14 protein-coding genes are annotated in these 17,341 nt (G+C 40.4%); 3 read left to right on the forward strand and 11 right to left on the reverse strand.

Going from position 1 to position 17,341, the window contains the following annotated elements; genetic code table 11:
- Positions 1-74 precede the first annotated feature (74 nt).
- Both FPV17_RS19645 and FPV17_RS19650 read right to left on the reverse strand, forming a co-directional pair.
- Positions 75-1,871 carry a glycosyltransferase family 2 protein gene (locus tag FPV17_RS19645; protein WP_186370669.1) on the reverse strand — a complete coding sequence of 599 codons (1,797 nt, stop codon included), beginning with the start codon at positions 1,869-1,871 and terminating at the stop codon, positions 75-77.
- A 278-nt stretch (positions 1,872-2,149) separates the two neighbouring features.
- Entirely contained in the window at positions 2,150-3,916 is a 1,767-nt protein-coding gene (locus FPV17_RS19650) for an N-acetylglucosaminidase (RefSeq protein ID WP_186370670.1), read from the reverse strand.
- A gap of 206 nt (positions 3,917-4,122) precedes the next feature.
- On the opposite strand from FPV17_RS19650, the gene FPV17_RS19655 reads away from it, so the two are divergent.
- Together FPV17_RS19655 and FPV17_RS19660 are read left to right on the forward strand one after the other, a co-directional pair.
- Positions 4,123-4,572 carry a DinB family protein gene (locus FPV17_RS19655; RefSeq protein ID WP_035393683.1) on the forward strand — a complete coding sequence of 150 codons (450 nt, stop codon included), beginning with the start codon at positions 4,123-4,125 and terminating at the stop codon, positions 4,570-4,572.
- Complete coding sequence (locus tag FPV17_RS19660; RefSeq protein ID WP_035393684.1) at positions 4,569-5,057, forward strand: NUDIX domain-containing protein; 489 nt, start codon at positions 4,569-4,571, stop codon at positions 5,055-5,057. The genes FPV17_RS19655 and FPV17_RS19660 overlap by 4 nt, the downstream gene beginning before the upstream one ends.
- Before the next feature lie 136 nt (positions 5,058-5,193).
- On the opposite strand, the gene FPV17_RS19665 is transcribed toward FPV17_RS19660, so the two are convergent.
- From FPV17_RS19665 to FPV17_RS19695, 7 genes are all read right to left on the reverse strand, one after another.
- A complete protein-coding gene (locus FPV17_RS19665) occupies positions 5,194-7,398 on the reverse strand; it encodes a sensor histidine kinase (RefSeq protein ID WP_144560174.1) in 2,205 nt (734 codons plus the stop codon).
- Positions 7,376-8,065 (reverse strand): response regulator transcription factor, encoded by a 690-nt coding sequence (locus FPV17_RS19670; protein WP_144560175.1) that lies wholly within the window; start codon positions 8,063-8,065, stop codon positions 7,376-7,378. Before FPV17_RS19670 ends, FPV17_RS19665 begins: the two co-directional genes overlap by 23 nt.
- Before the next feature lie 204 nt (positions 8,066-8,269).
- Complete coding sequence (locus FPV17_RS19675; protein ID WP_144560176.1) at positions 8,270-9,778, reverse strand: tripartite tricarboxylate transporter permease; 1,509 nt, start codon at positions 9,776-9,778, stop codon at positions 8,270-8,272.
- 12 nt (positions 9,779-9,790) lie between these two features.
- Positions 9,791-10,249 (reverse strand): tripartite tricarboxylate transporter TctB family protein, encoded by a 459-nt coding sequence (locus FPV17_RS19680; RefSeq protein WP_035393687.1) that lies wholly within the window; start codon positions 10,247-10,249, stop codon positions 9,791-9,793.
- 11 nt (positions 10,250-10,260) lie between these two features.
- Entirely contained in the window at positions 10,261-11,259 is a 999-nt protein-coding gene (locus tag FPV17_RS19685) for a tripartite tricarboxylate transporter substrate binding protein (protein WP_144560177.1), read from the reverse strand.
- Between the two features lie 104 nt (positions 11,260-11,363).
- Positions 11,364-12,995, reverse strand: a complete 1,632-nt coding sequence (locus FPV17_RS19690) for an AMP-binding protein (RefSeq protein WP_144560543.1) — start codon at positions 12,993-12,995, stop codon at positions 11,364-11,366.
- Positions 12,996-13,320: 325 nt separating this feature from the next.
- A complete protein-coding gene (locus FPV17_RS19695; protein ID WP_144560178.1) occupies positions 13,321-13,929 on the reverse strand; it encodes a TetR/AcrR family transcriptional regulator C-terminal domain-containing protein in 609 nt (202 codons plus the stop codon).
- Positions 13,930-14,089: 160 nt separating this feature from the next.
- On the opposite strand from FPV17_RS19695, the gene FPV17_RS19700 reads away from it, so the two are divergent.
- Entirely contained in the window at positions 14,090-14,872 is a 783-nt protein-coding gene (locus tag FPV17_RS19700; RefSeq protein ID WP_035393692.1) for an SDR family oxidoreductase, read from the forward strand.
- A gap of 129 nt (positions 14,873-15,001) precedes the next feature.
- Here FPV17_RS19700 and FPV17_RS19705 read toward each other — a convergent pair whose 3' ends face one another.
- Both FPV17_RS19705 and FPV17_RS19710 read right to left on the reverse strand, forming a co-directional pair.
- Entirely contained in the window at positions 15,002-15,664 is a 663-nt protein-coding gene (locus FPV17_RS19705) for a response regulator (protein WP_349775502.1), read from the reverse strand.
- Positions 15,648-17,264 carry an ATP-binding protein gene (locus FPV17_RS19710; RefSeq protein ID WP_144560180.1) on the reverse strand — a complete coding sequence of 539 codons (1,617 nt, stop codon included), beginning with the start codon at positions 17,262-17,264 and terminating at the stop codon, positions 15,648-15,650. The genes FPV17_RS19705 and FPV17_RS19710 overlap by 17 nt, the downstream gene beginning before the upstream one ends.
- Positions 17,265-17,341 lie beyond the last annotated feature (77 nt).

The following is a 17,341-nucleotide window of genomic DNA, read 5'->3' on the forward strand; positions in this document are numbered from 1 at the left end:
CTATTGGTTAATTGTTATTCATTAAAGACGTTTAAGAGGGTTGGCATTAATGCCAACCCTCTTAAACAATATCCTTATATATTCACTTCAAAAGCATGTGATTTCTCTCCTAAAGCAATTTCAATTTTGCAGTTTCCTTTCAAATTGTTCGTGTTATCTACCTGTAAATAAGCTGAGTCTCCGTCCACAATAATGCTTGCTTCTGAATCAACAAACGCCTCCGTTTCATCATTGTAAATTGATGCAACATATGAAACTTCACTTTGACCATATGCATAAACATTTTTTATCGGGATGGAAATTAAACCTGCTTGTCTTTCCATCGATTCTAAATCAAGTTTAGCGACAGCTAGAAAGTTATGGACGATTGAATTTAAATCGATTGAAACTAATTCCGATTTGTTTTTGTAGACGACGTACGTATTTCCATTAATGATAGCAGCTTTTTTGAAGTTCTGCTTACTTGCTATTGCCCGGTGAGCCCCCACATCCATGTAGTTAAATTTCGTAGAAAGATCCCATGGTTGATGCGCATCATCGTAATCTTGGATAAAATCATCTAGTGTTAGTCTAAATGTAAGCTCACCACGAACATTAAAATAGGAGTCATGCTGATCAAAGTGGAATTTAGAATCTATCACGTCTTGAACTTCCCAAGTAGTTCTTGTAAAACGTCCTTTTATAGAAGGCGAGTATTGATTCCCCTTTGAATCTAACTCATTCATATACAGTAATGACGCAGGTAAAACTGACTTAATTTCTTCTTGACAATCAATTTGTACCTCGTTAGGGCTTCCCTTAAAGTTTACATTTCTTTCTTCATCATACGTAACCACTGCATCTGTAGTAATTATTAATGAATCTTCTTCAAACGAAAGAGTTCTCAAATAACTTCTTGATGTAGTCTCTGCTTTTGATTGGGAGAACTTTCTTACAAGATCTAAACGGCCTTTTCCCAACAAATAATCAATAATCTTATGTCGAGTATCTAAACGCTCCACAATAGCAGATTCAACAAAGCGATCTTTCCATTCCATTGCTTTGTCGAACTCAATTTGTTGAGTATCTTTACTTTTTTTGTGAAAGTTCCCTCTTAATGCTCCTAAGACTCTGGTTCTGTACCAATGTGTTATCATGTAATCTAAATCTTCACCTTTAAGGTTTTCTTTAAATGAAGACGCCACATTATTGATCTGCTCCCACTTATACTCAAGATCTTTGCCAAAACCAGCTGAATGATTTTGTTCTCGCCAATGGTAAACAGGATAATCGGCTAATATGCCTATTCGTGGATTCTTGCTAAAGACGAGACAAGAGAACATGACGTCTTCCCACCAGACTTTATCTCCTTCATAAAAGTAAAGATTATGCTGCTCAATAAACGTTCTTCTATATAATTTGGGTACCGTCATCGGACCCATTGCTTGTACACCTATGGTTTCAGCACCAACAACATTTTCTTTAAATTGTTCCCATCCCCAACCCCATCCTTTTGTGCGGATTACTTTTGGATTAACAACATCTAAGTCATTGTCTTTTGCAAAATTGTACATTCGCTCTAAAGCTTGAGGAAAAATAGTGTCATCATCATCACAAAAGAAAACATATTCTCCTTGTGCCACTTTCGTACCTTTATTTCGCGGCCTACTTCCCCAACCTGATGGAGAAATTCTATGAACTTGATAATGAATATATTCTCTTGTTTTTTCTTTTAATCGACTGAACGCCGAAAAATCGTCCGACCCATCATCTATAAACAGGACTTCAAACTCACTGGAATTTAATGTTTGTTTATTCAAAGACTCTACTATTCGGTTTAACTTATCTTCTTTGTTGTTATAAGTTGGGATGATGACACTTACTTTAATCATAACTTGCTCCTCCATGTTGTTCTACCCATTTAAAAATCCTGTTATCGTCACATTATTTGCGAGTTTCCTCATCCTAACACATTTAAATTGAAAAGGTGAATGAAGATCATGTAATATTTTTTTGATAAATAATGATGCTTTTCTATACATTGTCAAAAACAACTCGTTATTTTGTGAAAAAAACTGACACTTGACCAAAAAAAGCATATTTTATATGTTTACCCCAAAATGCATAAAGAAAACCTCCGCTTACAGTATGTAAGCGAAGGTTTTTTCTACTATCCATCAAACCTCGGAATTTCCAATACGAGATTATAAGACCCAATTTCTTGATAAAGGTTATACATGTTATTTACTTGCTTAAACGCCCAGCCAATATCCGTCGCGTATTGATGAGTAGGTCGACCATTCTCAATCAGCCCATCAATGTTCCAACGCATTTTGTACAGCGTATTTTGTCCTGCTTTCACATAACTGTTTCCTATATAACCAGCACCACCAACAATCGCTTTATATGGTGAGTCCCAACCTTCATTGTAAGCACGCTCTAGTCCGCATTCGTTTGGACATGCATCAACAGCACCAATTCCAAACATATTGTAGACAATTGTACCATTGTATTCATTTCCTGAAGCGAGAAATGATGTGCCGTGACCTGTTTCAAGCAATGCGTGAGAAAGCAAATAAATTTCATTTACACCGTGCATGCGACCAGCGTCAATAAATGCTTGACCTTGACCGCTTAGTGTTCCTTTTCCTTCTAAATACTGATTTAACACTTCTACCGTTACACCACTCGACTGAGCTAAATCAAGAAACTGAAATTGTTGTCTCTCATCATGAATGAAGTTATTCGGATTCATGTAGTACGCTATATCTTCTACGGATGCTCGAACCCAGTGGAGTTGGTACCATCCATTTTGCGGATTGCCACGAACCGTTACTCTTGTATCTCTTGTTAAACGGTCAACGACTGCATAAGCAGTACTTGGTCCACTACGTACATTTAACACGTCTGCATTCACGTAGTAGTAATTCCCTGTACTGTTATAAGAAATATACTCTGCCGAAACAAATTGACGATACGTATCCGTAACAGCGTAAACCCCATGCTGACGCTGAGCCGCTTCTTCTAAAGAGATGTTATACGGTATATAGGTATGATCGTTCAAATGCTTTTCATTAATCCAAACTTCTTGTTCATTAAGCATCCCTTGATACCATACCTCTTCACCCTTTTGCTCCGTTAAATGAACGTCAAAGCGTGCGCTTTTATGGCTACTAAGATCAAACAGCTTGTTTTCACTACCACCCCAAGCTATGTTAAACGCAGCTCCTTGCCCACTAATGTAACGTACTTTACTTGTTCGTTCAATTTGTACGCTATGTTCAGAAGTAACTTCTTTCTCAGATAGGTCATCAGCTATTTTATCATCTTCTGGAACTTTCACCTCTACTTGATTTCCTATGTTTCCAACCTTCGTATCGTTTTCTGATACATTTTCGTTTGTTTCCTCTTCCGTCGCATTTTCGCCTGTCGTGTTACCAACATCTTCCTCGAAGGCTTCACTTATTGGTTCTTCAAGTGTAACGTCTTCAGTACGTTGTTCTTTTTCGTCCCCACCACCGTCCTCGTCAATGATCTCTTTCTTTGTTTCTTCTATTGATTGATCAGCATCCGACATGTCATCGGAGATCGAGTCGTTTTCTTCATTTGAAATAAAGTCTTCTTCTAGAGGATCCTCTTCTTGATGTAAAGGCAAATTTTCTTGTATGTATACGGCTAGCCGCTCACGAAGTTCCATTTCTTCCAACCCAAATTGATCCATAAAAAAAGAAATGTATTGCTCTTCAGATAAACCTTCCGATTTCATTATTGTATATAGACAATCACTCGTTAAAAGCTGCTCAAATGACCCTTCCTCATCTTGTGTCAGGCATTGTTCAATGACATGTGTACCTTCCTGCATCGCTTGAGTTACGTATGGTAAAGTAAGATTTGAAGTGAACAAAAGAATTAATAGTACTAAACCAATTTTCTTCATTCTTATCCCCCTCATTTAGTCGTATTGGCAATAAAAAAAAGAGCGACTTTATCACTCTTTTTTTACCTTTCCTACAGTATTCAATTGCGCAAGTCCACATGTCTTTCCTGTCAGAAATAAATCAAACTATACTTTTTAAAATACAACCTCACATTTATTCTTTTTTTCAGAATAATGCATTACAATAGAAAAAAGGAGGCGACAGAATGTCATCTATTCGTGATTTAACAGGAATGATTGAAGAGATAAAGCAGTTAAAGGAAATGGATGAAGACACTCTCTTAGAACCACTCGCAGAGGGAAAGTGGTCGGTACGCGAGATTGTTGGACATCTTTATAATTGGGATGCTCACAATACATCGAATATGGTGCCGTTTATGGAAGATGGCGCCCAATTACCCGCTTTTCCTAGCCACGACTCATTTAATGAGGCTGGTTTGAAGGGACTAGAAAACGTTGATGTCTATACACTTATCAACCACTTTATTTCACAACGTGCTCAATTCATTGAAACGTTAGAAGCGGTTGATCCATCAGCTCAATTTACCATTGGTAAAGGGAAGCGTAAGTTTTCAGCGGAAAGCTTTGCGAAGATATTTGTTCACCATGATCAAGAGCATCGACCACAGCTCCACGAAAAGGCAGACCTCAGATGACTAGCTTAGACGTTTATTGGGGAAATGGTCTCGTTCAATTGACTTGGGTACCAATGACGACTCTCCCTTTTGCTGAGAAGATAACAAGTGCTCACGGATTTTGCTTCTATCAAAATCAGGTAATGCTCGTTTATTTAAAAAAGAGGGGCTGGGATTTGCCTGGAGGGCATGTGGAAAAAGGGGAGACACCTAAAGCCGCTTTCCAGCGAGAATGTTTTGAAGAAGGGTATGTCTCAGGTGATTGCACGTTGCTTGGTTGCATCAAAGTGAACCATGAAAAAAATAGTGCTTGGAATGAAACAAGCCCCTACCCTAAAATCGGCTATCAAGCTTTTTATCGAATGAATGTATCAACGCTCCACCCCTTTTCCGGACATTTCGAAGCAACGAAGCGAACGTTTGTGGATCCGAATCAGTATGGAGGTTGGCACCATGGCTGGCATCGTGTGTATGCGTCGGCGCTCACAGAAGCTCTACGCTTCTGACGCCTGATCATGTCATTCGTTAAAAGAAGGAGTGTAATAGGAAATGGTTTTGCCACTTGAATATGAAATTAGAGCGCATACAATTAGCGCTCTAACGAGAAAATCAAAAGACGGGGTGAAGTAAAGAAAGGATTACCTAAAGCGCAGGCAAGAGAACCGTCGCTTTAAAGAGATCACCGTCTACTTCAAGCTGTACATCCCCTCCATGTAATTGGGCAATCGATTTAGCAATAGCGAGCCCGAGACCTGACCCTTCTGTATGGCGTGATGAATCACCACGCTTAAACCGCTCAAATAATTCGTCTATATTTTCCCCTAATTCATAGTTTGTAACGTTTTTAAAGCTGATTTTTATTCGATTTTCTTCTTTTCGTGCGTGTATATACACCCGGGTTTCAGGAAGCGCATAACGCAGGATATTTGTCAGCAGATTATCAAACACACGCCAAAGCTTTTGCCCATCCACTTTTGCATACAATGGTTCGCTCTCCTCTTTTACGCGAAAATGGAGAGAAGAGGCTTCAATCGCTTGATTACTTTCCGCTAACGCTTGCTTAAGCAATTGATTTAAATCTACGGTTTCCGTTTTTAACTCTACGTTCCCACTCGCCATTTTTGATGCTTCAAATAAATCCTCTATTAACAGTTTAAGACGCTGTGATTTTCGATCAATAATATCAATATACGAAGCTCGTTCTTCATGGCTAAGGTTATCGTTTTTTAGAAGCTCTGTGTACGTAATGACTGAGGTAAGTGGTGTTCGTAAGTCATGGCTAACATTTGTAATTAATTCTGTTTTCAAGCGCTCACTTTTTAGTTGTTTTTGCTGTGAGTGCTGTAAGCCTTCTTTTAGTTGGTTAAGGGTTTGTGCTAGATCACTAAGAACAGCGCCTCCTTTAATTGGAAGGGGCTCAGCGGCTTCGCCTGCAACGATTTTTTTCGACTCTTTTATCAGGTTGTTAAAATATCCAACTCTTTTTAAAAGAAGGATGAACAGCGGCAATCCGACTAGTAACAATGCGATAAGATAGAAAAGAAGAAAAATAGCTTCTATAAAAAAGAGTGGAAACCCTACTCCAAATAAAAACACTGTCCCGAGTAATAAGCTCAATTGTATTCCAACCGACCGATGTTCAAACACCTCTTTTATCATCGTAGTGAAACGGTACATTATTGAACGCTTAGCTAATTCTTTAAGTGACTCCGTCTTCTTCATTGTCAAACATCTATAGACGACGATGAAAAGCAGCCCAATGCACAAAAGAAACATCGCTAGTGAAAAAAGAGTTGAAGCAGTTGAATACTCACTTAAATAGAGCAGATTGTTGGCAAACTGATCCCCAAAAATAAGCAACAAGATACTTAAGATGATGGCGATACCGAGTAAAAGATCTGTCGGAACACGTTCTAACTTTAACCCCTTCGTTGATTCGGCTAACTCGTTACGAATCCTTCTAAACGATCTGCCTGCTGTTGTGACCAAACCGACGCCTAAAAGAGCGAGCCCTACTAAGGAAAGCTGTCTTTTTCTATAGTCATCAGCCGCTGATGTTATGGCGCTTGTTCGGTCAGATGGAATGCCGATTGCTCCTTCATAGCTCATGTTTGTTTCTTCATTAGTTGTAGCAGTAGCCTCACTTAAAAACCAGCCTTCAGAATTGTAGAATGGATAGTTACTCTCCATTAACCCATTCATATCCGTATAAGACTGGTACATTTCCATACTATCTTCATCGAACGATTCCTCCCAGCGGCTTTTGACAACGTGATCCATATTCGTGTAGACATCACCTGTTTCGTGAGAGATAAAATAATAGTGAAAGGTTGATTCTAGTCGATGGAAAATTTGACGTTCTCTTTCAAGATAGACAAACTGATCTTTTAGTTGCTGTTCTTTTTCTGCTTGAATTCTAGCGGTAAGGGCCTCATCATCAAAGATTTCACGGACTGCAGCAATGTCTTTATCCCGTTGTTCTCTTAAAACTTGAGCCATCTCACCCCCTTCGTCAAGCTCATTCCACTCTAATTCATCTTGGTAGTGCTGATGAATGGATTGAATGTCTCCGAACTCTACCCCATACTCATAGCGGTACTCATTCAAATCTTCTTCCGTCACTTTAATTGCTTCTATCTCTTCTTCCAACGTTTGGTCTTTAAATTCAAACTGAACCACTTTGGTCAGAAAATCATCCAATTCATGTTGAAATGTTGGTGTTTTGTAATAGTTTTTATACGTATAGGTGTCGCTATAATAAAGAACAACAAACAATGATCCAATTCCTGCGCTGAGAAGAAACAGCCAGCCAATTTGTTTCCATCTACTTTTCCATTTTGTAGCCAATACCCCATACCACCTTTATATACGTTGGATTTTTCGGGTCTAATTCAATCTTCTCGCGAATGCGACGAATATGAACAGCGACCGTATTTTCAGATTGGTAATGTGGTTCATTCCACACTCGTTCATAAATCTCTTCAATCGAAAAGACGCGCCCAGCATAGGTTAGCAATAGTTCTACAATTCGAAATTCAATTGGAGTAAGTTTGATTAGCCGATCATCAACACATACTTGTTTTGCGCTTTTATCTAGTGTGAGGCCTCGTAAATGAAGGGCTTCACTTTTTATGTATTGTTCGAATTTTACATAGCGGCGCAACTGTGACTTTACTCGGGCAACTAGTTCAAGAGGGTTAAACGGTTTGGTTACATAGTCATCTGCTCCAACCTGTAGTCCGATAATTTTGTCTGTATCTTCACTTTTTGCACTTAATAGAATAATAGGGATGTGCTGCTTGTCTCGAATTTTTAGCGTCGTTTTTATTCCGTCAAGTTTAGGCATCATAACGTCTAATACAATTAAATGGATGGTTTTCTCTTCTAGCATTTGAATAGCCTCAAGTCCGTCACCTGCATGAACAACGTCAATGTTTTCATGTCGTAAATAAATGCTAATTGCTTCTCGAATTTCAACTTCATCATCCACTACTAGTACTTGGTAACGATCCATTTGAATCTACACTCCTTTCCCCCTCTTAGTATAGCGTGTCTTTGTTCTTAACATTAGTATAGCTGGTAAATCTTACTACAAAGTGACGATTTTTCTTAAGAATTTCTTACGAAAGCTGGTCCCTTCCATTATAAGAAGCACGCGAGAGACCAAGTGAAAAAGAAAAAAGCCGTACGAGCATACCGCTCATAAGGCTTTTCTGTCCTACATTCCAATTGATTGATCACTGCTTTTGCGTCGTTTGACTGCATTTCTCCACGTCGGAATCACAAGCGAGAGGACCGTTAACACAATTAATGATAAAGCAAGCGGACTTTGTGCGAAAATCGCTAATGAACCATCAGAAATGGTTAAAGATTGACGTAACATTTGTTCCATCATCCCACCAAGGATAAAGGCTAAAATGAATGGTGCTGCAGGAAAAGCAAAAATGCGCATAAGATAGCCAAGGATGCCAAACAAGACAAGCAAATAAAGATCAAACGTACTAAAGCTAACCGCGTACACGCCGACTAAGCTAAAGATCACAACAAGTGAAATCAGCAAAGGTCGAGGAACAGCTAAAATCTTCACGAAATATGGGATGAGCGGTAGATTTAAGATTAATAGAAAGACGTTACCAATGTACATACTGGCAATGACACCCCAAAAAACGGTTGGGTTTTCTGTAATTAAAAGCGGTCCCGGCTGTAAGCCTAATACGAGAAACGCACCTAGCATGACAGCTGTTGTTCCTGAACCTGGAATCCCTAGGGACAGAAGCGGCACAAACGCACCGCTAGTAGCGGCATTATTGGCCGTTTCAGGTCCAGTCAGTCCTTTAATAGACCCCTTACCAAACTCCTCCGGATTCTTCGCTAGTTTTTTCTCGGAAATATAAGCAATGAATGAAGAAATCGTCGCACCTGCTCCTGGTAAGATACCAAGGAGAAAACCGAGAAACGATTGTCTTGTCATTGGTCCTTTCATTTCATTTAAATCTGATTTACTCAGCTTCAAACTGCCAATATTTTTAAAGCCACTCATGGATTCTCGTCGATTTAAAATAAGGAAACACACTTCAGCGAGCGCAAAAACACCAAGGGCAATAATCAAGAAGTCAATCCCATCCAATAAGTTAACGCTTCCAAAGGTAAAGCGTGTCGTACCTGTTTGTGAATCAATCCCAATGGTTACGACCATGAAACCTAAAACAGCGGAAGTTAGTGCTTTTAACGTTGAGCCTTCGCTTAAACTGGCGATTGCCGTAAGACCGAGCAGCATAAGCGCGAAGTACTCAGGTGGTCCAAAATAAATCGCGACACTTGCAAGCATGGGTGCAAACAACATAAGTAAAATAACACTTACTGTCCCACCGACAAAGGAAGCAATTGCTGATATCGCAAGAGCTTTTCCAGCTTTCCCTTGCTTCGCCATCGGATAGCCATCAAATGCCGCAGCGACTGTCCCCGCTACCCCAGGAGCGTTTAACAAAATGGAAGAAGTCGATCCTCCATACATCGACCCGTAATACACACCTGCCATCATCACAAGCGCTATAGTAGGGTCCATTCCGTACGTGATCGGAATCATAATGGCAATGGCACTAATAGGGCCAAGTCCCGGTATCATTCCGATAATGGTTCCAAGCAACACACCAATAAAAACAAACAAAATGCCTTCCCAACTAAAAGCAGCTGAGAACCCTTGCATTAACCCATCAAATGAACCCATTACACGTCCCCCTTAAAACGGCAGGATTCCAGCCGGTAGGCGGATCGCTAAGCCATAATTAAACAAACTGTAGACACCCACTGAGAAAATGAGTGCGGTTAACATATTCACGATCCATTTTTTGTAGCCGAGGATACGTGAAGAGATAAGAATAAATAAAGCCGTCATGATAACAAATCCAACTACTTCTAAAACGGTAATATAGATAAGGACAAGCCCCATCATTCCAAAAAGCATATACGCCTCTTTTTTTGGGATCGTCCGCTTCTTTTTCTGTTCCTCCGTATCTACGTCTTTTGCAAAGAAGAAACAAATGCCGAGCACCAGTAAACAAGCCCCGAGTAATTTTGGAATTAAGTCCGAATCAACAGGCACAAAAGCATACTCAGGTAGTTGAAAGGCCATGATTAAATACGAAGCCGCAATAAAAATTAATACAAGTGAAATTCCACGGTTTACTGTTAGTTTCATCAGTGATCCTCCTATCCACCAAATCCAAGTTCATCTAATGCTGCTTGCAAGTCAACAGACTGCTCATCTAAAAATTCCGTAAATTCTTCATGCCCCATATACAGTTCATCCCATCCGTATGCTTCTCGAACTTCGGCAAATGAATCCGAAAGAGATGCTTGTTTAAATACATCCTCGTAGTAGGCAAGTTGTTCATCGGTCATGTCGGGCGGACCAAACACACCTCGCCACACAACAAATTCAGCGTCGATCCCTTGCTCGATAGCTGTTGGTAGTGTTGATAGATAGTCACCCTCTAAACGTTCAGGTGCTGTAATGCCTAGTATTTTCATTTTACCTGCTCGCGCTTGTTCAGCAGCCTCTGAGACACCTGTTGACACAATATCAACGCTTCCGTTTAAAACTGACGTCATCGCACCGCCATCTTGATCAGAAACGTAGCGAATTTTTGTAATATCCACACCAGCAGCTTGCGCAAACAATATAAACTGCATGTGATCCATACTGCCTGGAGAAGATACACCAATCGTTGTCACTTGCGATGGGTCTTCTCGCATATCAGCAAACAGTTCGTCTAACGTATCCCATTTTGCGTCGTCTCGAACGGCAAACGCACCGTAGTCCGCTATTAAATTAGCAATTGGTGTAAAATCTTTGTAGCCATATTGTGACTGCCCAGCTAACTCAACAAAGTGAAGTGGAGGCGATCCAATAAAGATATTGTGCGGGTCATTTCGCTTATGAATGTATGCCCAGGCAACAGCCCCTCCACCTCCTGGCTTATTCACCACACCAAAACTTTGATTCGCGAGATTGTTTTCATCAATCGTCTTTGAAAGCATTCGAGCCGTCGTGTCCCATCCGCCTCCTGCTGCAGCCGGAGCAATGAATTCAATGGAACGATCAGGCTTCCAATTCCCACTTGCATCGACTGATCCATGTTGAACAGGCATGGAGCAAGCACCTAGAAGCACCGTACACGCAAGCGGAAGTAGCCATGATTTCTTCATACGAAACACCCTTTCTAGGATATAATAGGTCTATAATAACGATAATAAAAGTAGAACGATTATTGAATGGGTAGCTGCTTTGTCAAAAACAGCTACCTTTATTTTTAAAGCGTTTTCATTTTGTTGATCGCTTGTTCTTTAAGCTTGAATTTTTGAATCTTTCCTGACGCTGTCATCGGAAATTCCTCGCACACCTCGATATAGCGGGGAATTTTATAATGAGCAATCTTGCCTTTACAATAAGCGATTAATTCTGATTTTTCTATTTCCATTCCTTCTTTTACCCGAATCCAAGCCATCACTTCTTCCCCGTATTTCGCATCTGGAACGCCGATAACTTGCACATCTAGAAGAGCAGGATGAGTGTAAAGAAACTCCTCGACTTCACGGGGATAAATATTCTCTCCTCCACGGATAATCATATCTTTTAGGCGTCCTGTAATCGTGCAATTCCCAGCTTCGTCCATAACTGCTAGATCACCTGTATAGAGCCAACCGTCTTCGTCGATTGTGTTATCCGTTGCTTCTTGATTTTTGTAGTAGCCTTTCATGACATTATAGCCACGACAACAAATCTCTCCTTGTACACCTAGTGGTACCTCTTGTCGAGTCGAAGGATCAACAATTTTCACCTCGATATGTGGCATGGCTCGACCAACTGTCTGCACACGTACGTCTAGCGAATCACCTGTACGTGTTTGCGTAATACCAGGAGATGTTTCTGTTTGGCCGTAAACAATCGTTAATTCGTTTGCTCCCATATCGTCTGATACTTTTTTCATCACTTCGATTGGACATGTTGAGCCTGCCATTATCCCTGTTCGTAATGAAGATAAATCGTATGACTTGTAAGCAGGATCATTTAACTCAGCGATGAACATCGTCGGTACTCCGTGAACAGCTGTACAGCGCTCCTTCTCAATCGAGGTGAGGACATCAGCTACATTGAACTCTTGAACGGGCACCATCGTTGCTCCACTTGTGACACAAACCAACGTCCCTAACACACAACCGAAACAGTGAAAGAATGGAACTGGTATACACAAGCGGTCTTTATAGGTGAAATTCATCCCTTCTCCAGCATGCTTTCCTGTATTAATAAGGTTATGGTGCGTAAGCATGACACCTTTCGGAAAACCGGTTGTGCCTGACGTATATTGCATGTTAATGACATCACTAGGATCAAGCTGTTCAAGACGTTCGTCAAGTGCTGCATGCGTCACTTGATCTGCAAAAGCAAGGAAATCTCGCCAATTAAACATACCAGGGTAACGTTCTTCACTTAGCACAATAACATTTTTTAGGTAAGGCAACGTGTTCGATTGAAGCTGTCCTGGAGTCGCTGTTTTTAATTCAGGAAGAATCTCATAGATGATATCTAAGTAGGAGACACCTTTAAACGATTCCATTAAAATAAGCGTTTTTGAATCCGACTGCTTGAGGAGATACTCTAGCTCTCTTGCTTGATAATTCGTATTGACCGTAACAAGTACCGCACCCATTTTCCCCGTCGCAAATTGTGTAGTCACCCATTCCGGCGTATTTGACGCCCAAATAGCTACGTGGTCCCCTTGTTTCATTCCGAGATCTATGAACGCTTTCGCCACATGTCTACACGCTTCATTAAACTGGTTATAAGACAGACGTAACCCGCGATCCACATAGACAAGCGCATCATTGTTTGGCACTTCTCTTGCTTTCGTCTCAAGCAACTTTCCGATGGTCGTATTCATCAATTTGCTCATGCGTTCCATTCCACCTCTTTTTTTGAAAGACTAAAAAAGACAGCTTCTAACTGAAAAGTCCGAAAACAAAAGACCTTACTACATTTAAAGCTGCTCTTTTACCTTTTACAGTTCTCCCCTTACCCTTCAACTCCTTCTAGAAATAAGAAGCAAGGGCATTAAGACGTTGAATTCACTTCAATCGCATCACTGAGTTTTATTTATCTTACACAAACAACGCACAAATGTAACCGTTTTCAATTTATTGTTCATTTTGTTCATAAAGTTTATATAGGTTGTATTTGAAAACGATGTAGAGGCGCAGGAAATACATGCATTAGCCTCTACTCGTTACTTTAAACTCTTTTGCAAATGATTCAAGAATATGTATAAGGCGCTCAGACATATCATTTGGACTAATGGGATACCCTTTTTCAATCCAATCGACTAGTAAGCCTGCTGTACCGTGAGCCATATATAACTTATGTGCATCATAGTTAATATCTCGGTCTTGATTTACAGATACCAGCTGGAAGTGTTCTTTTAACACCTCATAGATCGCTTGCGGTAAGTCACGATGCAGACTCGGAATCGTATCTTCTATGATGTATAAATTAAAAAAAGGCTGGTTGGCATAAATGAAATGGGTCAATTCAAATGATCCAGAATTCATTGTACCCGTTGTAACGCTTTTTCCTTTTTCGTATTTATTCATGCTCGTATCTTTAATCTGTTGATACATCTGTGCTTTCAATTCATCTGAAAGACAATACTTGTCCTGATAATAAAGATAAAAAGTGGTTCGATTATAATCTGCTTTTTTCACAATATCTGTAACAGACACATGGCTAAACCCTTTTGCATGAACGAGGCTAATAAACGCTTGTTTAAAATTGTTTTTTGTTCGTTCACTTTGTTTTGACGAACGTTTTTCACTTGAAGTCATGTATGATTCCTCCAAAATTCAACATAATAACCAAAGGTGTAGATTCTATCGACACATCCGTTCTGATTAACGATTGTTCTACACAATGAATCCGTTTACACTCGAAGTAGAAATTCCTTACCTTGTTTTTATTATAGCATCGCTGGAAGGAGACGTTTTTATGAATCGTTTTGAAGAAAAAGTTATTATTATTACTGGTGGTGGCTCTGGATTAGGAAGAGCAGCTGCAAAGCAAATGGCGTCTGAAGGAGCAACATTAGTCCTTGTTGATTTAAATATGGCAGGTCTTGAGGAAACAAAACAAGTCATTATAGACGAGAATCCAAACGCCACTGTAGAATTAGTGGAAGCGAACGTTGCAAATGAGGAAGACGTCCAGAAATATGTACAGTATACAAAAGACACGTTTGGCAAGATTGATGGGTTCTTTAATAATGCTGGCGTTGAAGGAAAACAAAACCTTACAGAGGACTACGGCATTGAAGAATTTCAAAAGGTTGTCGACATCAACTTAAATGGTGTATTTTACGGAATGAAGCACGTCTTAAAGATTATGAAAGAACAAGGCTTTGGTTCGATTGTGAACACGGCATCTGTTGGAGGCATTCGCGGTGTCGGTAACCAATCCGGATACGCAGCAAGTAAACATGGTGTTGTCGGTTTAACCAAAAACTCAGGCATTGAATATGGCCAGTTCGGTGTCAGCATTAAAGCCATTGCCCCAGGTGCCATTATGACCGCTATGGTAGAAGGCTCTTTACGTCAAATTGGGGGAGATAACTGGGAAGAAGCAGGGAAAGAATTCGTTAAAGCGAACCCGATGCTCCGCTTTGGTAAACCTGAAGAAGTTGGCTACCTCGTTGCTTTCCTATTGTCGCACCAAGCAGACTTTATTAATGCAACCGTTATTCCGATTGATGGTGGTCAGTCCTATAAGTATTAACGATGAGAATTATTAAAAAACGAACCCACACACATGTTCATGGGTTCGTTTTTCTTTTTGTAGCCGGCTCAGTCACTCGCGTTTCATTATTATAAAACACTGATTGCCACGCCTGTGCCATTTATAGCGCTACAGCTTCCAATATTTCCGCTCTGGTCTTCCGACTATGCCGTATTCTAATTCTGCTTTCGCTTCATCTATTGAAATCAAATATTCTAAATAGCGGCGGGAAGTTGTTCGTGATGCACCAAATTGCTTACCAAGAGCCTCTGCTGTTATCCCGTCTTGCTGTTCTTGAAGAAGATGACGAACCTTTTCTAATGTAAGCCGATCAATTCCTTTAGGCAATTCATCTTCTTTATCGCTATTGTCTTTTACACGGAGAAAAAAAGAATCCGCGAGAGCTTGGGTTATACGGGGAGACTGTCTTAATTGGTTACTTTGCGCCTGGGCCTTCTCAATGGCTTCCTTCAATCGTTCAAAGGCAATGGGTTTAATGAGGTAATCGATAACGCCAAGGTGAAGAGCTTCTGTAAATATCTCTTTTTCTGTAGCAGCTGTGATAAGAATAATTTGCACATGAGGGGCGACTTCATATAACTGCTCGACGACATCGACTCCTAATTGATCTGGTAAATAAACATCCAGTAAAACTAAATCCGGTTGATGTTGATCAACGAGCTGAATGGTTTCACTCGCTGTCTGGGCTTTAGCAATGACGTGTATGTCTTGAAGTTGTTTCAAAAATTTCTCATGAATACCAGCTACATGATAATCATCTTCTGCTATCATTACGTTCACTTCGTTCTCCCACCTGTTCTTTTGGAATGTATAAGCTCATAATGGTCCCTGATGGTTGATTGTGTTCGATTTCTAGTGTTCCGTTTAATTCCTTAAGCGCCGCTTTCACTAGTGCTAGACCATACCCTCTTTGTCCACTTTTTGTTGTCGTTCCTTGCTCAAATAATTGCGCTTGTATCGATTCAGCGATCCCTGATCCGTTATCTGCCACTTCAACAATTAGTTCTTTTCCAAGATCGGTTAAAAACACTTCCACTGTCGGTTTGTCACGTCCTATTACCGCATCAAATGCATTGTCTACAACATTTCCAATAATGGTTACGAGAGGGGCAGCTGCTTCTGCTGGCCACTGCCATTCAACCGTGCTCGCTGGATCAAGAGTGAAGCAGATTTTCTTCTCAGAGGCTTTTGAACGCTTACCAATGAGAATGGCTTGAATCGTAGGGTCCTGAATTTGTTCGAAAACAATCCGGTCATCACGAGATTGCGTACCTGTTTCTTCTTCAATAAAATCAATTGCTTCATCATAATAGCCTAACTGAAGATAGCCAGATATGGCGTACAATTTATTTTTATATTCATGAGTCTGCGCACGAAGATCCTTTGAATACTGTTGAATTTCCGATAAAGCGTTCACTAACTCCTGTAATTCTGTCCGATTTTGAAAGCGAGCGACTTTCCCTGCATAGTGCCCATCTTCATTGATTATTTGATAGTAAATAATTAGACGGTCTTCATTAACGATCACTTCATTTTGGCCTGTCGCTTCTTCCGTTTGTAAGACTGCTGCAATCTCTGAATCTGGTAACACCTGATCAATCTTCTGCCCAATGGCCTGCTCATCTATCTGAAGCATCTCTTTGGCAAGTGCATTTAGAAGTGTGACTCTTCCATCCTGATCCGTCGCTAGTAGCCCTTCACTCACTGCTTCAATGACGGCATGTCGCTCTTTATACAATCGTGCAATTTGATACGGTTCCAACCCGAATGTATCGCGGCGAATACTTCGAGCAAGAGCATTACTACCTACCATACCTATCAAGAAGATGACGAGAATGGCGGAGGCAAATACGGTAAAGCCTTTTAAAAACGTTGCGTTTATGTATTCAATCATATACCCAACCGAGACTACACCAATAATCGAGCCGTCTTCCGCACGAATTGGTGTTTTTCCTCGTACAGCTTCACCGAGTGATCCTTGGGCGAGAGACGTATAGCTTCGTCCATAAAGGAGTGCATCATCATTATCACCACCTACCATCTCTTGACCAATTTGTTCACGGTTTGGATGGGTCAAGCGAACACCGTCACCATCACCAATGACAATATATTCTGCGCCTGCATTACGTTGGATTTGATCAATCATCTCTCTTACCTTATCGACATCTCCTGTACCAATCAATGCTTGTTTCACTTCTGGTATTTCTGCAACTGTCAAAGCGGTTGTTAGCGCTTGCTCGCCGATTAAGTTTCGTGCTTGCTCTCGTTCTAAATAGATATAAACGAATGTTATGAGTAGCATAATAAGGGCAATTAGCGCAGTGACGTATCTTCTAAACTTTTTTTCAAGGGTTCTTTTAGTCGTCGTCATACCTTCACCTATTATCTTAAAAGTGATCCTATTCCGTTTAGTTTACTATAGATTGGAACGGAGTGACTCTATTTTAA

Source organism: Shouchella miscanthi, from assembly GCF_007725405.1.
Lineage (GTDB): Bacteria > Bacillota > Bacilli > Bacillales > Bacillaceae_D > Shouchella > Shouchella hunanensis.